Source organism: Enterobacter quasihormaechei (assembly GCF_004331385.1).
GTDB classification, from domain to species: Bacteria; Pseudomonadota; Gammaproteobacteria; order Enterobacterales; family Enterobacteriaceae; genus Enterobacter; species Enterobacter quasihormaechei.
On sequence record NZ_SJON01000001.1, the window covers coordinates 233,692 to 251,598 of the forward strand.

General features: G+C 59.4%; 16 protein-coding genes. 10 read left to right on the plus strand and 6 right to left on the minus strand.

Annotation, left to right across the window (positions count from 1 at the left end):
* Window positions 1–54: 54 nt before the first annotated feature.
* The gene (locus E0L16_RS01105; RefSeq protein ID WP_131636119.1) at window positions 55–1,491 is read right to left on the minus strand and encodes an MFS transporter; all 1,437 of its coding nucleotides are present in this window, start codon (window positions 1,489–1,491) and stop codon (window positions 55–57) included.
* Between the two features lie 107 nt (window positions 1,492–1,598).
* Here E0L16_RS01105 and E0L16_RS01110 point away from each other — a divergent pair, with 107 nt between their 5' ends.
* The 4 genes from E0L16_RS01110 (at window position 1,599) to E0L16_RS01125 (ending at window position 3,882) form a co-directional block, all read left to right on the plus strand.
* Window positions 1,599–2,522 (plus strand): helix-turn-helix transcriptional regulator, encoded by a 924-nt coding sequence (locus tag E0L16_RS01110; protein ID WP_131636120.1) that lies wholly within the window; start codon window positions 1,599–1,601, stop codon window positions 2,520–2,522.
* A gap of 81 nt (window positions 2,523–2,603) precedes the next feature.
* Window positions 2,604–2,933: a type II toxin-antitoxin system RelE/ParE family toxin gene (locus E0L16_RS01115; protein ID WP_131636121.1), complete on the plus strand. Its 330-nt coding sequence runs from the start codon at window positions 2,604–2,606 to the stop codon at window positions 2,931–2,933.
* The gene (locus E0L16_RS01120; RefSeq protein ID WP_131636122.1) at window positions 2,914–3,201 is read left to right on the plus strand and encodes a helix-turn-helix domain-containing protein; all 288 of its coding nucleotides are present in this window, start codon (window positions 2,914–2,916) and stop codon (window positions 3,199–3,201) included. Before E0L16_RS01115 ends, E0L16_RS01120 begins: the two co-directional genes overlap by 20 nt.
* A 78-nt stretch (window positions 3,202–3,279) precedes the next feature.
* Complete coding sequence (locus tag E0L16_RS01125; RefSeq protein ID WP_045260722.1) at window positions 3,280–3,882, plus strand: hypothetical protein; 603 nt, start codon at window positions 3,280–3,282, stop codon at window positions 3,880–3,882.
* Window positions 3,883–3,909: 27 nt separating this feature from the next.
* On the opposite strand, the gene nfsB is transcribed toward E0L16_RS01125, so the two are convergent.
* From nfsB to E0L16_RS01140, 3 genes are all read right to left on the minus strand, one after another.
* Window positions 3,910–4,563, minus strand: coding sequence for an oxygen-insensitive NAD(P)H nitroreductase (nfsB, locus tag E0L16_RS01130; RefSeq protein WP_023324270.1), 654 nt, complete (start codon window positions 4,561–4,563; stop codon window positions 3,910–3,912).
* A gap of 120 nt (window positions 4,564–4,683) precedes the next feature.
* Window positions 4,684–5,052 (minus strand): MmcQ/YjbR family DNA-binding protein, encoded by a 369-nt coding sequence (locus E0L16_RS01135; protein WP_131636123.1) that lies wholly within the window; start codon window positions 5,050–5,052, stop codon window positions 4,684–4,686.
* Window positions 5,042–5,632, minus strand: a complete 591-nt coding sequence (locus E0L16_RS01140) for a TetR/AcrR family transcriptional regulator (protein WP_063451553.1) — start codon at window positions 5,630–5,632, stop codon at window positions 5,042–5,044. Before E0L16_RS01140 ends, E0L16_RS01135 begins: the two co-directional genes overlap by 11 nt.
* Before the next feature lie 191 nt (window positions 5,633–5,823).
* Here E0L16_RS01140 and E0L16_RS01145 point away from each other — a divergent pair, with 191 nt between their 5' ends.
* From E0L16_RS01145 to E0L16_RS01155, 3 genes are all read left to right on the plus strand, one after another.
* Window positions 5,824–6,927 (plus strand): RomA family MBL fold metallo-hydrolase, encoded by a 1,104-nt coding sequence (locus E0L16_RS01145; RefSeq protein ID WP_063868923.1) that lies wholly within the window; start codon window positions 5,824–5,826, stop codon window positions 6,925–6,927.
* Window positions 6,928–6,959: 32 nt separating this feature from the next.
* A complete protein-coding gene (locus tag E0L16_RS01150) occupies window positions 6,960–7,301 on the plus strand; it encodes a RamA family antibiotic efflux transcriptional regulator (RefSeq protein WP_063451551.1) in 342 nt (113 codons plus the stop codon).
* Between the two features lie 188 nt (window positions 7,302–7,489).
* Window positions 7,490–9,058 carry an alpha/beta hydrolase-fold protein gene (locus tag E0L16_RS01155; RefSeq protein WP_131636124.1) on the plus strand — a complete coding sequence of 523 codons (1,569 nt, stop codon included), beginning with the start codon at window positions 7,490–7,492 and terminating at the stop codon, window positions 9,056–9,058.
* On the opposite strand, the gene E0L16_RS01160 is transcribed toward E0L16_RS01155, so the two are convergent.
* Entirely contained in the window at window positions 9,044–9,292 is a 249-nt protein-coding gene (locus tag E0L16_RS01160; RefSeq protein WP_064910879.1) for a DUF1158 domain-containing protein, read from the minus strand. The two genes, E0L16_RS01155 and E0L16_RS01160, sit on opposite strands and share 15 nt — an antisense overlap.
* A gap of 488 nt (window positions 9,293–9,780) precedes the next feature.
* On the opposite strand from E0L16_RS01160, the gene E0L16_RS01165 reads away from it, so the two are divergent.
* From E0L16_RS01165 to E0L16_RS01175, 3 genes are all read left to right on the plus strand, one after another.
* Window positions 9,781–12,489, plus strand: a complete 2,709-nt coding sequence (locus E0L16_RS01165; protein ID WP_131636125.1) for a cation-transporting P-type ATPase — start codon at window positions 9,781–9,783, stop codon at window positions 12,487–12,489.
* Between the two features lie 116 nt (window positions 12,490–12,605).
* Complete coding sequence (locus E0L16_RS01170) at window positions 12,606–13,670, plus strand: efflux RND transporter periplasmic adaptor subunit (RefSeq protein WP_131636126.1); 1,065 nt, start codon at window positions 12,606–12,608, stop codon at window positions 13,668–13,670.
* Between the two features lie 9 nt (window positions 13,671–13,679).
* Window positions 13,680–16,814: an efflux RND transporter permease subunit gene (locus E0L16_RS01175; protein ID WP_131636127.1), complete on the plus strand. Its 3,135-nt coding sequence runs from the start codon at window positions 13,680–13,682 to the stop codon at window positions 16,812–16,814.
* Here E0L16_RS01175 and E0L16_RS01180 read toward each other — a convergent pair.
* Window positions 16,765–17,886 (minus strand): YbdK family carboxylate-amine ligase, encoded by a 1,122-nt coding sequence (locus tag E0L16_RS01180; protein WP_063868913.1) that lies wholly within the window; start codon window positions 17,884–17,886, stop codon window positions 16,765–16,767. The two genes, E0L16_RS01175 and E0L16_RS01180, sit on opposite strands and share 50 nt — an antisense overlap.
* Window positions 17,887–17,907 lie beyond the last annotated feature (21 nt).

Sequence of the window (17,907 nt, forward strand, 5' to 3'; positions counted from 1 at the left end):
TTGATGCAGCCCCATAATGGCGGCTGCGGATCTATTATGCAAATTCAGGCTGTTTTATTTTGTCGTCGGGCAGGCCTTGACGACCGGTAAACTCAGGCGATGGCGCATGCGCAGCGTGGCCAGCGCCAGCACCACCATCATGACCGTTTCCACCATCAGAAAGACGTTGACCGCCTGGGTGTAATTGCCGTGATGAGTGTGCAGCCCGTGCAGCAAAATTGCGCCGAAAATGGCCGGGCCAAGCCCCAGCGCAGCTTGTTGCAGGGTGCTTAAAATCGCGCTCGCGGCCCCCGCGTCGTCAGGCTGGATATCGCGCATCCCGATGCGGTAGAAGCTGTTCACAATCAGCGCCTGCCCGTAACCCACCAGCCCGGTAGCCGGGGCCAGCGTCAGCGCGGTATTGTGCATTCCCCAGTGGCGGAACGTGGCGATCAGCGCCACCAGGCCGACAAGCTGAATCGCAAGCCCGGTCAGCAGGATGGCGCTGGTGCTGTAGCGGGCAATCAGGCGTGGGGCGAACCAGGCAGAGATAAAATAGGTCACGCCGAGCGCGATAAAGCTGTTCCCGGACTGCCACGGCGCCATCCCCAGACCGCTTTGCATGGTCAGCGCCATGCAGAACATAAACCCGGACCAGACGCTGAAAAAGAGCATCCCAATCAGCACGCCAAAGCGAATGCTGCGCAGCTGCAACAGGCGCGGCGCAATCAGCGGGTGGGCATCCTCACGCTCTTTTTTGCGCGCGTTCAGCACCATTAACCCGGCCAGCGGCACAATCGCCATCAGCGCGGCCTTCAGCGGCCAGGACCAGTGCCACTGCGGGCCGAGCGCCATCGGGAACAGCAGACAGCACAGTATCGCCGTCAGCAGGACGGTTCCGGTCCAGTCAATGCGCGACGGCGTGTCGCGGCGGGTTTCCGGGACGTAGCGACGGCTTAACGCCAGCACCACCAGACAAATCGGCACGTTGATAAAGAAGGCGTTGCGCCAGCCCAGCCCGGCGATGTCCGCCGACACCAGCCAGCCGCCACCCATCTGGCCGACGATAAACGCAATCCCGCCGATCCCCCCAAACAGGCTGATCGCTTTGGCGTGTGCCGTCCCTTTTAACGTGACATGCAGCGTCGCAAGAATTTGCGGCATGATAAGCGCGGCGCCCGCACCCTGAATAATGCGCGCGGCAAGCAGCTGTTCAATATTGCCCGCCATGCCGCACAGCAGCGAGGCCAGGCCAAAACTCGCCACGCCCCACATAAACAGACGACGGCGGCCAAGGTTATCGCCCAGCTTGCTGCCGGGGGCCAGACAGACGGCGAAGGCCACGCCGTAGAGGGCGACAATCAGCTCCAGTTCGGTAGCAGTGGCGTGTAACGACTGGGTGATGGAATCCAGTGCCACGTTGGTGATTGAGGTATCAATCAGCGGCAGCATCTGGCCGGTTAACAGCAGTATCAGGCCCGCACGACCCGGTGAAACAACTGACGTATTCATGGTGACTCCATTGCGTCAAACAGCGTAGAGTCGTAGCATCAACCATCTGATAAACGGGTACCAGTTCTTGCTTATACTGGTACTGGCACTACCATGCAGGAGATTTTATGGCGCTGATGTCTGAACCTGTCACCTCTCTCCAGGATGACACCCGCAAGCAGCTGGGCGCCTTTTTACGTGCCCGGCGTGAAAGCCTTGACCCGCAACGCCTCGGCTTACCGCGCAGCGGCCGCCGCCGCACGCCGGGCCTGCGCCGCGAGGAGGTGGCGATGCTCGCGGACGTCGGCGTCACCTGGTACACCTGGCTGGAACAGGGCAGGGACGTCAACCCGTCCAGCGCGGTGATGGCCGCCATCGCAAAAGCGCTGCAATGCACCCCAACCGAAGCCCGACATCTTTTTGTGCTCGCCGGTTTGCCGCCGGGTGAAGCCCCACAGGCGGTCTGCTGTGAGGGGATCAGCGAAGGCACGCGTCGCCTGCTGGATACGCTGATGCCAAAACCCGCCAGCATTCAGAAACCGAATTTCGATATCGTGGCCTGGAACGACAGCTTCGGGCATTTGATGGGCGTCGATTTCAACGCCATACCGCCGGAAGATCGCAACTGTATTTATCTCTTCCTCACCCATCCGGCGTGGCGCGCGCGGCTCGGCAAACGTGACGACGTGCTGCCGATTTTCGTCTCCTATTTCCGCGCGGCAATGGCCGAACACCGGGGCGACCCGCTCTGGGAAGCGAAGCTGGCGCGTTTTTTCGCGGTTTCCGAGGAGTTCAAAACCCTGTGGCACCAGCGCAACGACGTGCGCGGCGTGGAGAATCAGCTCAAGCTGTTTACCCATCCTGAACTGGGGGATTTCCATCTCCAGCAGATGTACTGGTACTCCGCGCCGCGAAACGGATCGCGGTTGCTGGTGTATCTGCCGGTAGACGAGGCGGGAGAGCGGGCGATGGCGTGGCTTGCCGGGCAGGGGAAATCAGTTTTTTGCGAGGCGCTTTCAGGGAATCAATGCGGATCCGGTACTGACTGTTAAAAGCAGGTAAGGTGAGTCATGAAAGGCAAAATTAGCCTTTAATACAAATTGCCTTATATGCTAATATCAGGGATGAATAACGTGTTCAGACTTATCGTTCATAAGGCGGTCAGGGATGAGATTCTCTCCCTGCCTGCTGGGGTACAGGCGAAGCTGATTCGTCAGCTTGATAAACTATGCGTTAATCCGACGGCACTGAGAGAGCCTGTCAGCAAACCCTTACCCTATGGTTTGTTTGAAATCAGAACCGTCGGGCTGATCCACACGCGTGGGATCTACGTCTATCAGCGAGAAAAGACAATTTTTCTGCTGCGGGTGTTTATCAAGAAGACGCAAAAAACGCCCTCTGCTGAACTTCGTCTGGCACTGAAGCGACAACAGGAGATGTTAGATGAGCAAGAAGATTATTGACTGGGATGAACTCAGGGCTGAACTGTTAAGCGATACAGAGGTTCAGGCTTCCTTTGATGCAGAAGAGCGCAAGGAGCGTTTGCGGGAGATGCTGGCGCAATGGCGCAATCATGCTGGCCTGACGCGCGCCCAGGTGGCGGAGCGGATGGGCGTCAGCGCACCAACGGTATCAAGAATGGAAGCGAATATTACCCGGGCGAGTCTCGATACATTAACGCGTTATGCGATGGTGTGTGGGGTAAAGCATCCGCAGATTACGCTCTATTGACGCTTAATCAACGTACTGAATCTACGCGATTTCTATTGGAAGTTAAGTTGACTATACTTATGCGATGAGAAACAATGAATGTCGCCACTGATGATTGATTCCGCAGAGTTCAGCCAAAAACTCGGGCTTATCTCCCGAAACGTCGAACATACCGAAGCATTTCTGGCGCGGGGTACTGCGGATTTTCATCTGCCGGGGTTCTTGCTGCCTGTCGGATACCGACTTTTAAAATCGCGTTATGGTGATGAATATCGTCTCGTGACTACCGATGACGGTAAGCCTTATACGGCGTATGCCGTGAAGCTTACATTTCATAAAGAAATTACCTTTCCCCACGGTGCCGCCACGCAGGTGATGGTATGGCGCACCCCGCGCGCCGTCCACCAGCGCGTAATTAGCGGATTACCGCAATTATTTTTCCAGTGGGTGCTCAGCGAATACGACATCGTAGTCTCCGACAGCGAGCAAACGGGGGACGGGCAACGGTTCTGGCTGCGCATGATCGACTGGGCGTTCACCATGAACTATCGCATTAGCGTGGCAGACGGTACGGTGGGAGAAGAATGGACGTTAACGCCCGTAAACTCTTACGCTGAGCTGGAAGAGCGATGGATTGCCTTTGCCTGGGGAAGCGATCGCGATGTCCATCCGCACCGCAGGCTGGTCATCAGTAAAACGTAACGGGCCGCGTGCAGCGGCCCGTTTGAATCAGCACTCGGTCACAATCGTGCTCAGCGGCAGACGAGACTTCGGCAGCGTGGCGTTGAAATCTTCCACGCTGTGGTGCCCGACCGGGACCACCACCAGGCTGGTGAAGCCTTTCTCTTTCAGGCCAAACTCTTCGTCAAGAATAGCCGCGTCAAAGCCTTCAATCGGCACCGCGTCCAGGCCCATTGCGGCCACGCCCAGCAGGAAGTTACCGACGTTCAGGTAAACCTGCTTCGCCATCCACTGGTCGTCATCTTTCAGATCCACGCGGTGCATGTCGGCAAAGTAGCAGCGGCCCTTGTGGTTCGCGGCTTTGGCTTCCGGCGTGTTGAAACGGCCATCGGCTTCTTCCTGATCGACAACGCGCTCAAGCCAGGCATCGTCCATCGCGGTTTTCGCACAGAACACCACTACGTGAGAGGCATCCAGCATTTTGCGTTCGTTGAACACATAAGTGCCCGCCGCGGATTTTGCCACGCGCGCTTTACCCTCTTCAGTGCTGGCAACAATAAAGTGCCACGGCTGGGAGTTGGTGCTGGACGGGCTGTATTGCAGCAGCGTTTTGATTTTTTCCGCTTCTTCTGCGGTCAGTTTTTTAGCGGGGTCGAACGCCTTGGTTGAGTGGCGTTTCAGGGCGACAGAAATAATATCCATAACAACTCCTGGTGATGAAATTCGCCCGTGGGTGGGCGTGAAAGGAAAGCAGATTACCGCGCGAAGCGGGAAAAGATAAGTGCGATTCGAGCGCTTATACTGTTCGCCTCAGGCGAACAATCAGGTCGGGCGTATCCGCTTCTGGTCTTTTTTCGGCAGTTTGTCGACGACCAGGTTCCACGAGTCCGTAATCAGGTCGGTGACCAGCTCAGGCGTAACGTCGTCGGTGCCGTACACGGAAATCCAGTGCTTCTTGTTAAGATGGTAGCCGGGCTCCACGCCACGGTAGATCTGCTGATTGAGCAGCGATGTTTCCGGATCGGACTTCAGGCTGACGTGGGGTCGACCGCGTACGGTCGCCATCAGCATGAAAATTTTCCCACCCACCTTAAACACGTCATACTCCGGCCCAAACGGCCAGCAATGTTCGGTGAAGGGCATCTCCAGTGCGACGCGTTTTGCGTGCGCCTGCAAGGTTTTACCGTCCATCGTTATCCTCCTCAGCAAGCCCGCGCCACATGGCCTCAAAGCCCAGCGCTTTAAAATCGACGGCACGGGACGGATCGCGGGTAGCAAACTCCATGGTGGTTTCCGCCAGCGATAAGAACATGGCATCACCGAAGGTCTTAAACTCGTCGGACATAAATACCTGTCGAATCGAACGGCGGCACAGTTCATGCAGCTCAGGGAACATGTCTTTCACCGCCTGCTCCGTTTCCGCGTTCAGCTTTTCACTGACGCCGATCTGGCGGATAGCCGCATGCGCCACGGGGTTACGAATACCCCAGTCCACATAGCTGTTCCAGATATTGCGGGTGTGCTCTTTCGGCAGGGTGATGGTGCGATCGAGGTTCGCCAGCATGGTCTGGCAAAGATCCTGCTTCAGATGCAGGTAGAGGGCATTCAGCAGATCGTCTTTGGTAGCAAAGTAGCGAAACAGCGTCCCTTCAGCGACGCCCGCATTACGGGCAATTAACGCCGTTGAGGCGGCAATACCTGACTGCGCAAATGCAGCGGTTGCTGCTTCCAGTAAGGCCTGTTTTTTATCTTCACTCTTCGGACGTGCCACTAAATTTTTCCTCCCGTCAATTGTAAAAGCCCTGATTGAAACACGTGCTTTGTTACGCTGCAACGCGGAATGTCAAAGATCGAAAACCTTCTTGACGGCGTAAGCATCCTATCTATAATGAGTGCTTACTCACTCATAATCAAGTGTCACCCGCGCAAACCATCGGAAGGGGCGCGTTGGCGGGTCAGGAAATGAAAAAGCCTCTATTCATCTGCGTGGTGTTAGTCATGATTATTGCTTCAGCGGCGAGTTTACCGTTTGTACTGAATGCCGGATTTGGTCAGCCGCCGCAGGGTGCGCAGCTCTCTGAAGTGGAAGCTTCCCCGCACTATCGCGACGGGCAATTCCACAACACGCTCCCTACGCCGGGCTTTACCGGGCAACAAAATATGCTGGTAGCGTGGTGGCAGTTTCTTACCCGTAAAACCGAAAATGCCCGTCCTGCTCAGCCGCTGCCGCTGGTGAAAACTGAACTGGCCAGCCTGTCGCCTGAACAGGACACGCTGGTGTGGCTCGGCCACTCCTCCTGGTATATGCAGCTTGCGGGAAAACGCATCCTGATCGATCCGGTTCTGGGGAATTACGCCGCGCCGTTCTCCTTCCTCAATAAAGCGTTTGCGGGGGAGTACCCGTGGAGCGCACAGAGCATGCCGGAGATAGACCTGCTGATTATCTCTCACGATCACTATGACCATCTGGATTACGCCACCATCAGGGCGCTGCTGCCGAAGGTGAAGCGCGTGGTCACGCCGCTCGGCGTGGGCTCACACCTGCGCTACTGGGGCATGAACCCGGACATAATTGACGAGCGGGACTGGAATCAGTCTGTACACATCAGCGATGCGCTGACGGTTCACGTGCTGCCCGCACGCCACTTTTCCGGGCGCGGCATTAAGCGTAACCAGACCCTGTGGGGCAGCTTTATGTTTGTCACCCCGGAGCGGAAGGTTTACTACAGCGGAGACTCCGGTTACGGCCCGCACTTCAAAGCGATTGGCGAGCAGTTTGGCGGCGTTGACTTAGCCATCATGGAAAACGGCCAGTACGACCAGGACTGGAAGTACATCCATATGCACCCGGCAGAAACGGCGCAGGCCTCGGCAGATCTCAATGCTAAAGCGATCGTACCGGGCCATAACGGGCGTTTTGTGCTGGCGAAACATACCTGGAACGATCCGCTGATCCAGCTGGCGAAAGCCAGTAAGGATAAAAACTACCGGCTGCTGACGCCGGAGCTGGGCGAGCCTGTCCGGGTGAGTGATTCCACGCAAAAATTTCGCGAGTGGTGGGAATAATGTTTAAGCGAGAATCAGAGGGGGAGAGCAGTATGACGATTTCCGCTCAGGTCATTGATACGATTGTCGAATGGATCGATGACAACCTGCATCAGCCGTTACGTATCGAAGAGATTGCCCGCCACGCGGGTTACTCAAAGTGGCATTTACAGCGGCTGTTTATGCAATACAAAGGCGAAAGTCTGGGGCGCTATATCCGTGAACGCAAGCTGCTGATGGCGGCGCGCGATTTGCGTGAATCAAACGAACGCGTGTACGACATCTGCCTGCGCTACGGCTTTGACTCGCAGCAGACGTTTACGCGCATCTTCACCCGCACCTTCAACCAGCCGCCCGGCGCGTACCGCAAAGAAAATCACAGCCAGACACATTAAATTTGACGGCATGTAGGCCGGGTAAAGCGTAGCCGCCACCCGGCTTTTTTATTGCCTCGCTGCCGTTGTAGCCCATGCCGACACCTGCGATCGTTCTGACATCACCGGTAAAACGCTGTAGGTGATATTGCAAATTATTACCATTTGCATTAGCGTTGATGCCAAATTTCGTTGGGAAACAAGCGGTAATGAAGAGCGTATGGAGTGGGTTGCTGGTGGGGATCGGCGCGCTGCCCGCGGTGGCGGCAACGTGCGAGGAGTCGTCCCTGCTGGGGGATGTTCAGGGAAAGTTTGATGCCAGCGGCGAAGTCTGCTTTTTGCTGCCCGAGCTGGATGAAAATTACGTTTCCGCCACGCTGAACGGCGTGACGGATGCGCGCCTGCTGGACGGTCAAAACCGCCGCATTCGCACGTTGGTCGAAGGCGGGCCTGCCGACGGCGAACACACGCTGCTGTTTGCCCTGCCGGTGAAACAGCGCACCTCGCTGGTGCTGCACGGCGAAGCGGGCAAGCCGTGGCGTTTTCAGTGGCGAATGAAAGAGACTTCCGCCTTGCCGCGCGTACAGAGGCTGGCGCCTGAAAGCCCGACGCTGAAGGCGCTGGCAAACGCTATTTCTGCCGGTGGCAGTACCGAGGCGTTCTGGCAGGCGCAGCGTCGGCAGGGCACGCCGATGGTGGAGCCGGTTGACGCGAGCCATAAGCGCGTGACCTTTCTGTGGCGCGGCGCGCGCGATAACGTGTTCATTCTCGGCTCTCCGGCGGGGGATCACGATCCGCTGTTCCGCCTGGGCAACAGCGACGTCTGGTTTCGCAGCTACGTCGTGCCCGCTGATACGGTGATGCAGTACAAGCTCGCCCCCAATGTACCGATCGTGGAAGGTTCTGCCCTCGACAGGCGCCGCGCGATCCTGGTGAGCGCGCAGGCCGATCCGCTTAACCCGAACACCTTTGGTGAACAGAAGGCGGATCGCTGGAATCGCTTTTCCCTGCTCGATCTCAGCCCGGCGCGCTATTGCTCCGTTCAGGCTACGGCACAGCCGCTGGTGCACGGAACGTTGAGCCGCCAGATGCTGAACAGCACTATCCTCGGCAATGCCCGTGAAGTGATGATCTATAAACCGCGCGGCGCGCAGCCCGCGCGCTGGACGCTCATCCTTTTCGACGGACAGATTTATCAGGACGAGTACCGTTTTGCCAACGTGCTGGATGGCCTGATTGCCCGGCACCATCTGCCACCCATTAACGTGGTGTTTATCGACAGCCTCGATCATGCCCGACGCGGCAAGGAACTGCCGCCGAACCCGGATTTCGCCGATTTCATGGCGCACGAGCTGCTGCCGTGGCTTCGCGGACAGGGCATCGCGATGCAGCGGCAAAAAACGGTGCTGGCGGGGTCAAGCTACGGGGGAATCGCCTCTTCCTGGGTGGCGCTACGCTACCCGCGGCTGTTTGGCAACGTGCTGAGTCTATCCGGCTCCTACTGGTGGGCGCCAAAAGGTGAAGCCCCCGGCTGGCTGACGCGTCAGTACCAGCAGTCTCCGCCGTATCCGGTACGCTTCTGGTTACAGGCCGGGAAGTTTGAAACCGCGGGGCCGGGCGGTGGCATCTATCGCACCACGAAGGATTTTGAACAGGTGCTGAGGGAAAAAGGCTATCGCGTCAGTTTCCATCCGTGGTCCAGCGGCCACGACTACGCGGCCTGGTGCGAAGCGCTGATCCACGGGATGCGCGATTTCACCGGCCTACGACGCCAGTGAAAACCAGCGGCGCCAGACGAAACGCAGAATGAAGAATTCGATGGCGCCGAGCAGTAAAAACCACAGGCAGAACAGAATGGTGTAAAGCTGATTCAGATCGACCATGTGAAAGGTCTGAATCAGCTTTTGCGCCAGCGCCAGCCCAAGCGACGGCGCAGGTAACAGCAGACAGGAGAGCAGGGCCATCAGTAAAATGCCTCCCGCGGTAATCAGCGATTCTAACGGGTGTTTCATCGTAATGTTAATCGTCAGTTAAAAATGTCATTGTCCGGCATCCTGAAACGTAAAGCAATATCATCCCGGCTGGCAAAATTAAGACACAGCCCACCGTTATTCTGCGAATAAATAGCCAAAAAAGAATATAAACGCCGATGCGATTAAATTAATATCGCGTAATGTAAATAAACGTCTTTTTTACGAAAGTAATTTTACAAAGCTATAGGTGCTATATCCAATTAACGTCGCAATAACAATGGCTGCGACAATGTATAACGCCAGGCGCCGTCCGCGATAAATACCAAACATGGTTCCTCCTCGTTTAGTGTTGGTTTAGAAATATTTTGTAAAAATCAGCGCATCGAAATAATTTAAATCAGTTTTGAATAACCTTGTCGTCATTATATTGCGGTAGATCAATTTAACCCGCAAGTCTTAAAAATGAATTAATTAAAGCCAGAAAGGAATTCCGGCTTCCGACCACCGGATATTGAAGGAAAAATACCATGACCAAAAAAAATTTCTCACAGAATATGCCACCCGCAGGCGGACAGGCGTACCAGCAGAACACAGAGCAGGTGCTTGCCCACACCCAAAGCCAGGCCAGCGGCCTTGACCGCGCCGAGGCGCAGGCGCGTCTGCAAAAGCATGGCCCAAACGCGCTGCCGGAGAAAAAAGGCAAGCCGGGCTGGCTGCGTTTTCTCGCGCACTTTAACGATGTACTGATTTACGTCCTGCTGGCGGCTGCTGTATTAACCGCGGTAATGGGCCACTGGGTTGATACGCTGGTTATTCTGGGCGTGGCGGTCATCAATGCGCTAATTGGCCACATTCAGGAAAGCAACGCGGAAAAATCGCTGAAGAGTATTCGCAATATGCTTTCCAGCGAGGCGCGCGTTATTCGTAACGGCAACCATGAAACTATCCCGACGACGGAAATCGTCCCGGGCGATATTATTGTGTTGCGCGCAGGGGATCGTATTCCGGCGGATATGCGTTTAATCGAAGCGCATAATTTACGCGTGGAAGAGGCGATCCTGACCGGCGAATCCACGGTGGTGGATAAACACACGAACCCGCTTAACGGCGAATTACCGCTGGGCGACCGCACCAATATGGTCTTTTCCGGTACGACGGTAAGCGCGGGCGGCGGCGTGGGCGTGGTCATTGCCACCGGTCAGGAGACCGAACTCGGCCACATCAACCAGATGATGGCGGGCATTGAAAAACACCGCACCCCGCTGCTGGTGCAGATGGACAAGCTGGGCAAAGCCATCTTCGCCATTATTCTGGCAATGATGGCTGCGCTGTTCGTCTTCAGCCTGGTGTTCCGCGAGATCCCGATGGGCGAGCTGCTGCTCTCCCTCATTAGCCTGGCGGTCGCCTCCGTACCGGAAGGCCTGCCGGCGATTATCTCCATCATCCTCTCCCTGGGCGTGCAGGCGATGGCGCGCAAGCGGGCGATTATCCGCAAGCTGCCGACGGTTGAAACCCTGGGCGCGATGACCGTGGTCTGCTCGGACAAAACCGGCACCCTGACCATGAACGAGATGACGGTTAAAGCCATCATCACTGCCGATACCTGCTACCGCGTGGACGGCAACAGCTACGAGCCGGTGGGCAATATCTACCTGGAAGGCAGCGATGAGCCGGTACAGATCCAGCCGGGCACCGTGCTCGAGCAGTACCTGCGCACCGTTGACCTGTGCAACGACAGCCAGCTGATTCAGGACGAGCGCGGCCTGTGGGGCATTACCGGTGGGCCGACCGAGGGCGCGCTGAAGGTGCTGGCTGCGAAAGCCCACCTCGCGCCGGTGATGACCACCCTTATCAACAAGATCCCGTTCGACTCGCAGTACAAGTATATGAGCACCCACTACCAGATTGGCGGTGAGGAGCAGATTTTGATTACCGGCGCGCCGGACGTCATTTTCGCCCTGTGCAACCAGCAGCAGACGCGCAACGGCGCGGAAGCCTTCAACCGCGCGTACTGGGAAACGGAGATGGAGCGCTATGCGCGTCAGGGGCTGCGCATGGTTGCCGCGGCGTTCAAGCCGGCGAACGGCGAGCAGGCGTTAACGCACGACGACCTGAGCCACGGCCTGATTTTCCTCGGCATTGCCGGAATGATGGATCCGCCGCGCCCGGAAGCGATTGATGCAATTAACGCCTGCCAGCAGGCGGGGATCCGCGTCAAGATGATCACCGGCGATCACCCGCAGACGGCGATGAGCATCGGCCAGATGCTGGGGATCACCAACAGCGAGCAGGCGGTCACCGGCTATCAGCTGGAGAAAATGGACGATGCCGAGCTGGCGGAAGCGGCGGTGAAATACGACATCTTTGCCCGTACCAGCCCGGAGCATAAGCTGCGCCTGGTGAAAGCGTTGCAGGATAAAGGCGAAATCGTCGGCATGACCGGCGACGGCGTAAACGATGCCCCGGCGCTGCGCCAGGCGGACGTCGGCATCGCGATGGGCATCAAAGGCACGGAAGTTACCAAAGAGGCGGCGGACATGGTCCTGACGGACGATAACTTCGCCACCATCGCCAGCGCGGTGAAAGAGGGGCGTCGCGTTTACGACAACCTGAAGAAAACCATCCTGTTCATTATGCCGACCAACCTGGCGCAGGGGCTGCTGATTGTGATTGCGCTGCTGGCGGGGAATATCATTCCGCTGACGCCGGTGCTGATTCTGTGGATGAACATGGCGACCTCCGCCACGCTCTCCTTCGGCCTGGCCTTTGAGGCCGCCGAGCGCAACATTATGCGCCGCCCGCCGCGCCAGACCGGGCAGCACGTGATGGACGCCTACGCCGTATGGCGCGTGGCCTTCGTCGGCACCATGATTGCCATCGCCGCCTTTGCGCTTGAAGCCTGGCTGGCCCCGCGCGGCCACAGCGCGGAGTTCATCCGCACCGTGCTGCTCCAGATGCTGGTCTGCGCCCAGTGGGTGTACATGATTAACTGCCGCAACACCGACGGGTTCTCCCTGAACCGCGGCCTGCTGGCGAACAAAGGGATCTGGCTGGTGACGGGCGTACTGTTCCTGCTCCAGGCGGCGATTATCTACCTGCCGTTTATGCAGATGCTGTTCGGCACCGAAGCGCTGCCGCTGCGCTACTGGTTCGTAACGCTGGCGGTGGCTGGGGTGATGTTCTTCGTCGTCGAAATCGAGAAGCGACTGACCCGCAGGTTCCGTAAGGCTGCATAACAAAGATCCCCCTCACCCTAACCCTCTCCCCACAGGGGAGAGGGGACCGCCCGGTTTTCACCCTCGCCCCTGTGGGGAGAGGGCCGGGGTGAGGGGTACAAATTAGAGGTACTCCCATGAAATTCCCGCTCCTGTTCGTACTCCTCGCCTGCACGCTGCCACCCGCATTCGCCGCGGCTATTCCCGTTCGCGTCGCCAATGTGGAGCAGACCGCCCATGCCGCCGAGCGCCAGATCCCGGGCCGCATCGAAGCCATTCACACCGTTGAGCTGCGCGCGCGTACGGAAGGCGTGATAACGAAAATCCACTTCCGCGACGGGCAGTACGTGAAAAAAGGCGACGTGCTGTTTGAGCTGGACGACGCCGAGCCGCGTGCCGCCCTGCGTCTGGCGCAGGCCGAAGTGAGAAGCGCCGAAGCCACGCTGCGTCAGGCGCAGCAGCAGCTTTCCCGCTTCGAAAGTCTGGGCAGCAGCAACGCTATTAGCCGTCACGACGTGGACAATGCCCGCATGCAGCGCGACGTGGCGAGCGCCGCGCTGGAGCAGGCGAAAGCCCGGCTCGACACCCGCAGCGTCACCCTGGACTACACCCGCATCACCTCGCCGATTGACGGTCGCGTGGGGCATAGCCAGTTCCACGTGGGCAGCCTGGTGAATCCTGCCAGCGGCGTGCTGGTGGAAGTGGTGCAGCTCGATCCCATCCGCATCGCCTTTGCGCTGGAAGAGGGCGCGTTTGCCACCAAAGCCGGACAGCACGCGGATATCAGCGCCATGAAGCAGGCCTGGCAGGCGCTGATCGACAGCAACGGTCAGCGCGTCGGCGGGGAACTGACGTCCGTGGACAACCGCATCGATCCGCGCACCGCCAGCGTGATGCTGCGCGCCGAGTTTGCGAACCCGCGCCACCAGCTGCTGCCCGGCGGCAACGTGAATGTCTATCTGCGTCCGGCGAGCGAGCAGCCGGTGCTGACGCTGCCTGCCGCCGCTGTCCAGCAGAACGGCGACGGGTTCTTCGCCTGGGTGGTTAACGCCGACGGCAAAGCTGAAAGGCGCCCGCTGAACGTAGCCGGGCAGATCGGCCAGCAGTTTCAGATTGCCTCCGGTGTGAAGCCCGGTGAGCGAGCGATTACCGACGGCGCGCAGCGCGTGCAGCCCGGTGCTGCCGTTCAGATACTCAATTAAGGAGCCATCATGCTGACGTTTTTCATCAAACGCCCGCGCTTCGCGATGGTGATTGCGCTGGTCATCACCCTGCTGGGGGCCATCGCGCTGAGGATCATTCCGGTGGAGCAGTACCCGCAGATCACCCCGCCGGTGGTGAATGTCTCTGCCAGCTGGCCGGGCGCCAGCTCGGCTGACGTGGCAGAGGCCATCGCCACGCCGCTGGAGACGCAGCTTAACGGGGTGGATCACATGCTCTATATGGAGTCCACCAGTTCGGATGAAGGCACCTACAGCCTGAACATCACCTTTGCGGCGGGTACCGATCCAGACCTCGCTGCCATCGACGTGCAGAACCGCGTGGCGCAGGCCGTGGCGCAGTTGCCGACCGAGGCACAGCAAAACGGCGTGCAGGTGCGCAAGCGCGCCACCAACCTGATGATGGGGGTAAGCCTTTACTCACCGAACAACACCCACACGCCGCTGTTTGTCAGCAACTACGCTAGCACGCAGGTGCGCGAGGCGCTGTCGCGTCTGCCGGGCGTGGGACAGGTGCAGATGTTTGGCGCGCGGGACTACAGCATGCGCATCTGGCTGCGTCCGGACCGCATGAACGCCCTGAACGTCACGACCGACGACGTGGCGCAGGCGCTGCGCGAGCAGAACGTGCAGGGGGCGGCGGGCCAGATCGGTACGCCACCGGTATTCAACGGCCAGCAGCAGACGCTGACCATCAACGGGCTGGGGCGCTTAAGCCAGGCCGAAGACTTTGCCGAGATCATTATTCGCGCCGGAGAGATGGGCCAGCTGGTGCGCCTGAAGGACGTCGCCACCATCGAGCTCGGCTCGCGCAGCTACAGCTCGGGCGCCCAGCTGAACGGGCATGACTCTGCTTATCTTGGCATCTACCCGACGCCGTCCGCTAACGCCCTGCGCGTGGCCGACGCGGTGCGCGCGGAGCTGGAGCGTCTCTCGACGCGCTTCCCGGACGACCTGGTCTACGAAGTGAAATTCGACACCACCACCTTCGTAGCCGCCACCATTAAAGAGATCGGCGTCTCGCTGGCGCTGACCATGCTGGCGGTTGTAGTAGTCGTTTCCCTGTTCCTGCAAAGCTGGCGCGCGACGCTGATTGTCGCCCTCGCCATTCCGGTGTCGCTGGTGGGTACCTTTGCGGTGCTTTACGCGCTCGGCTACTCCGCCAACACGCTGAGCCTGTTCGCCATTATTCTGGCGCTGACCATGGTGGTGGATGATGCCATCGTGGTGGTTGAGAGCGTCGAAACCCTGATGGCGGAAGGGCAGAGCCGCACGGCGGCGACCGCGCTGGCGCTGCGCCAGATCGCCGGGCCGGTGATTGCCACCACGCTGGTGCTGCTGGCGGTGTTTGTGCCGGTGGCGCTCTTGCCGGGGATCGTCGGCGAGCTGTACCGCCAGTTCGCGGTGACGCTCTCCACCGCCGTCACGCTCTCAAGCCTGGTGGCGCTGACCCTGACGCCCGCGCTTTGTGCCATGCTGCTGCGCCCGCGTCCGGCGAAGCCTGCCGCGATTTTCCGTGGGTTCAACCGTGGGCTGGACGCCACGCGCACGCTTTACACCCGGATAGTGAGCGTATTCAACCGGCGTCCGTGGCTGGCGCTGCTGGCCACCGCAGGCGCGGCAGCGGTGGTGGCGTTCAGCTTTATGTCGATGCCAAAGGGCTTCCTGCCGCAGGAAGATCAGGGCTACTTCTTCGCCAGCGTCCAGCTGCCGGAGGCGGCCTCGCTGGAGCGTACCGAAGCGGTAATGACCACCGCGCGCGCGCTGATCGCTAAAAACCCGGCGGTGGAAGACGTGATTCAGGTCTCCGGGTTTAACATCCTCAACGGCACCAGCGCGTCGAACGGCGGGTTTATCTCCATCATGCTCAAAGACTGGAGCGAGCGTCCGCCGCTGGATGAGGTGATGGGCACCCTTCAGCGCCAGCTGCTGGCCCTGCCGGAAGCGACCATCATGACCTTCGCGCCGCCGACGCTGCCGGGGCTGGGCAACGCCTCCGGTTTCGACCTGCGCATTCAGGCGCAGGCGGGGCAGAGCCCGGCGGAGCTGGAGCGCGTTACGCGTGAGGTGCTGGCAAAAGCCAACCAGCATCCGCAACTGAGCCGCGTGTTCACCACCTGGAGCAGCAACGTGCCTCAGCTGACGCTGACCGTTGACCGCGAGCGCGCGGCCCGGCTCGACGTGCCGGTGTCGCGCATCTTCAGTAGCCTGCAAACCGCCTTCGGCGGCACCCGCGCCGGGGATTTCAGCGTCAACAACCGCGTTTACCACGTGGTGATGCAGAACGAGATGCAGTGGCGCGAGCGCGCAGAGCAAATCAGCGAGCTGTTCGTGCGCAGCAACAGCGGCGAGCGGGTGCGACTGAGCAACCTCGTCACCATCACGCCGACCGTCGGCGCGCCATTTATTCAGCAGTACAACCAGTTCCCGTCGGTATCGGTAAGCGGTTCGGCAGCGGAAGGGGTAAGCAGCAGCACCGCGATGGCGGCGATGGGCGAAATTCTGGCGCAGAGCCTGCCTGCCGGGTACGACTACGCCTGGAGCGGTATGTCGTATCAGGAGCAGCAGACCGGCAACCAGGCGGTATGGATTGTGCTGGCGGCGGTGGTGATGGCGTGGCTGTTCCTCGTCGCCCAGTACGAGAGCTGGACGCTCCCGGCGAGCGTGATGCTTTCGGTGCTGTTCGCCATCGGCGGGGCGCTGGTCTGGCTGTGGCTGGCGGGCTACGCCAACGACGTGTACGTCCAGATCGGTCTGGTCTTGCTGATCGCGTTAGCGGCGAAAAACGCGATTCTTATCGTGGAGTTCGCCCGCGCGCGGCGGATGGACGGGATGGCGATTGTCGATGCCGCGCGGGAAGGGGCATCGCGCCGCTTCCGCGCGGTGATGATGACCGCCGTGTCGTTCATTATCGGCGTCCTGCCGATGATGCTGGCGACCGGGGCGGGTGCCCAGAGCCGCCGCATCATTGGCACCACGGTGTTCAGCGGCATGCTGGTGGCAACCGTGGTGGGGATTGTGTTCATCCCCGCGCTGTTCGTGCTGTTCCAGCGCCTGCGCGAGTGGGGCCACGGCCTTACGGACTCGTCGCCCACAGCTCGCAGTGTTTCTGAACCAGAGAAATAAGCGAGCCGCCGTCGGCGATGAAGTCCCGCATGCGCTGCGCCTCGCTCTTGCCCTGCTTTAACAGCAGGGCAATTTCCTTGATGGCGCTCGTTGCGCCGAGCTTCTCGGCCGACGGCGCAACCTGCTCCAGCAGCCAGGCGATATCGTCCGCCACGGTTTTGTGCTCGCCGGTATGCACGTCCGTCAGAACCCCCTCCAGCCCGTAGCGACACGCCTGAAAACGGTTAAAGCGGTACAGCAGAAAATCCCGCTCCTGATGCTTATAGGGCCGCGTGGTCAGCAGCCAATGAGACGTCGCCTGGATCAGCCCGGCGATATTAATCGCGTGGCCGAGCGTCAGCGGGGTATCCATCACCCGTACCTCCACGGTGCCGAAGTGCGGGCTGGGACGGATGTCCCAGTGAAGATCTTTAATGCTGTCGATCATGCTGGTAGCGCTCAGGCGTCGGAACAGCCCCTCGAACTCCTGCCAGCTGTTGACCCACGGCATCTGGCCGTTATCCGGGAAGCCGGAGAAGATATTGAGCCGCGACGAGGAAAACCTGGTGTCCGTGCCCTGCATATAGGGGGAGGACGCGGCGAGGGCGATAAAGTGCGGCACGAAGCGCGACAGGCCGTGCAGCAGATAAATGGCGTCGTCCCCGTTTCGGCATCCCACGTGCACGTGCTGGCCAAACACCGTCGCCTGTAAAATCAGATAGCCAAAGCGCTCCAGCGTGACGTTATAGCGCTCATCGGCGCACACTTCCTGCCGCTGCCACTTCTGGAACGGATGGGTCCCGCCGCCGCAGATCTGAATATGCTGCTCCGCCGCCGCGCGCAGGATGCTCTGCTGCATCACCGAGAACTGCGCCGCCGCCTGGTCGATGGTCTGGCACACGCCGGTGGCGATTTCGAGCATGCTTTCGGTGATGTCGTGTTTGACTTCACCGCCTTTGATGTCGTCTTTGACGGCAGCGATAAGCGCGGAAGAGTCCTGACTCAGGTCGTAGCCCGGCGGGTTCACCACCTGGAGTTCAAGCTCGATGCCGAGGGTGTAGGGTTCAGAGGATTTGAAATCAGGTAAAGGCATGGCGCACTCCGTTGTCTGTTG

What these genes read in the sequence shown, in the direction of transcription:
- E0L16_RS01105 (WP_131636119.1), bottom strand. Translation starts at nt 1,491, where the DNA reads ATGAATACGTCAGTTGTTTCACCGGGTCGTGCGGGCCTGATACTGCTG.
- E0L16_RS01110 (WP_131636120.1), top strand. Translation starts at nt 1,599, where the DNA reads ATGGCGCTGATGTCTGAACCTGTCACCTCTCTCCAGGATGACACCCGC.
- E0L16_RS01120 (WP_131636122.1), top strand. Translation starts at nt 2,914, where the DNA reads ATGAGCAAGAAGATTATTGACTGGGATGAACTCAGGGCTGAACTGTTA.
- E0L16_RS01125 (WP_045260722.1), top strand. Translation starts at nt 3,280, where the DNA reads ATGTCGCCACTGATGATTGATTCCGCAGAGTTCAGCCAAAAACTCGGG.
- nfsB (WP_023324270.1), bottom strand. Translation starts at nt 4,563, where the DNA reads ATGGATATTATTTCTGTCGCCCTGAAACGCCACTCAACCAAGGCGTTC.
- E0L16_RS01135 (WP_131636123.1), bottom strand. Translation starts at nt 5,052, where the DNA reads ATGGACGGTAAAACCTTGCAGGCGCACGCAAAACGCGTCGCACTGGAG.
- E0L16_RS01145 (WP_063868923.1), top strand. Translation starts at nt 5,824, where the DNA reads ATGAAAAAGCCTCTATTCATCTGCGTGGTGTTAGTCATGATTATTGCT.
- E0L16_RS01150 (WP_063451551.1), top strand. Translation starts at nt 6,960, where the DNA reads ATGACGATTTCCGCTCAGGTCATTGATACGATTGTCGAATGGATCGAT.
- E0L16_RS01155 (WP_131636124.1), top strand. Translation starts at nt 7,490, where the DNA reads ATGAAGAGCGTATGGAGTGGGTTGCTGGTGGGGATCGGCGCGCTGCCC.
- E0L16_RS01160 (WP_064910879.1), bottom strand. Translation starts at nt 9,292, where the DNA reads ATGAAACACCCGTTAGAATCGCTGATTACCGCGGGAGGCATTTTACTG.
- E0L16_RS01165 (WP_131636125.1), top strand. Translation starts at nt 9,781, where the DNA reads ATGACCAAAAAAAATTTCTCACAGAATATGCCACCCGCAGGCGGACAG.
- E0L16_RS01170 (WP_131636126.1), top strand. Translation starts at nt 12,606, where the DNA reads ATGAAATTCCCGCTCCTGTTCGTACTCCTCGCCTGCACGCTGCCACCC.
- E0L16_RS01175 (WP_131636127.1), top strand. Translation starts at nt 13,680, where the DNA reads ATGCTGACGTTTTTCATCAAACGCCCGCGCTTCGCGATGGTGATTGCG.
- E0L16_RS01180 (WP_063868913.1), bottom strand. Translation starts at nt 17,886, where the DNA reads ATGCCTTTACCTGATTTCAAATCCTCTGAACCCTACACCCTCGGCATC.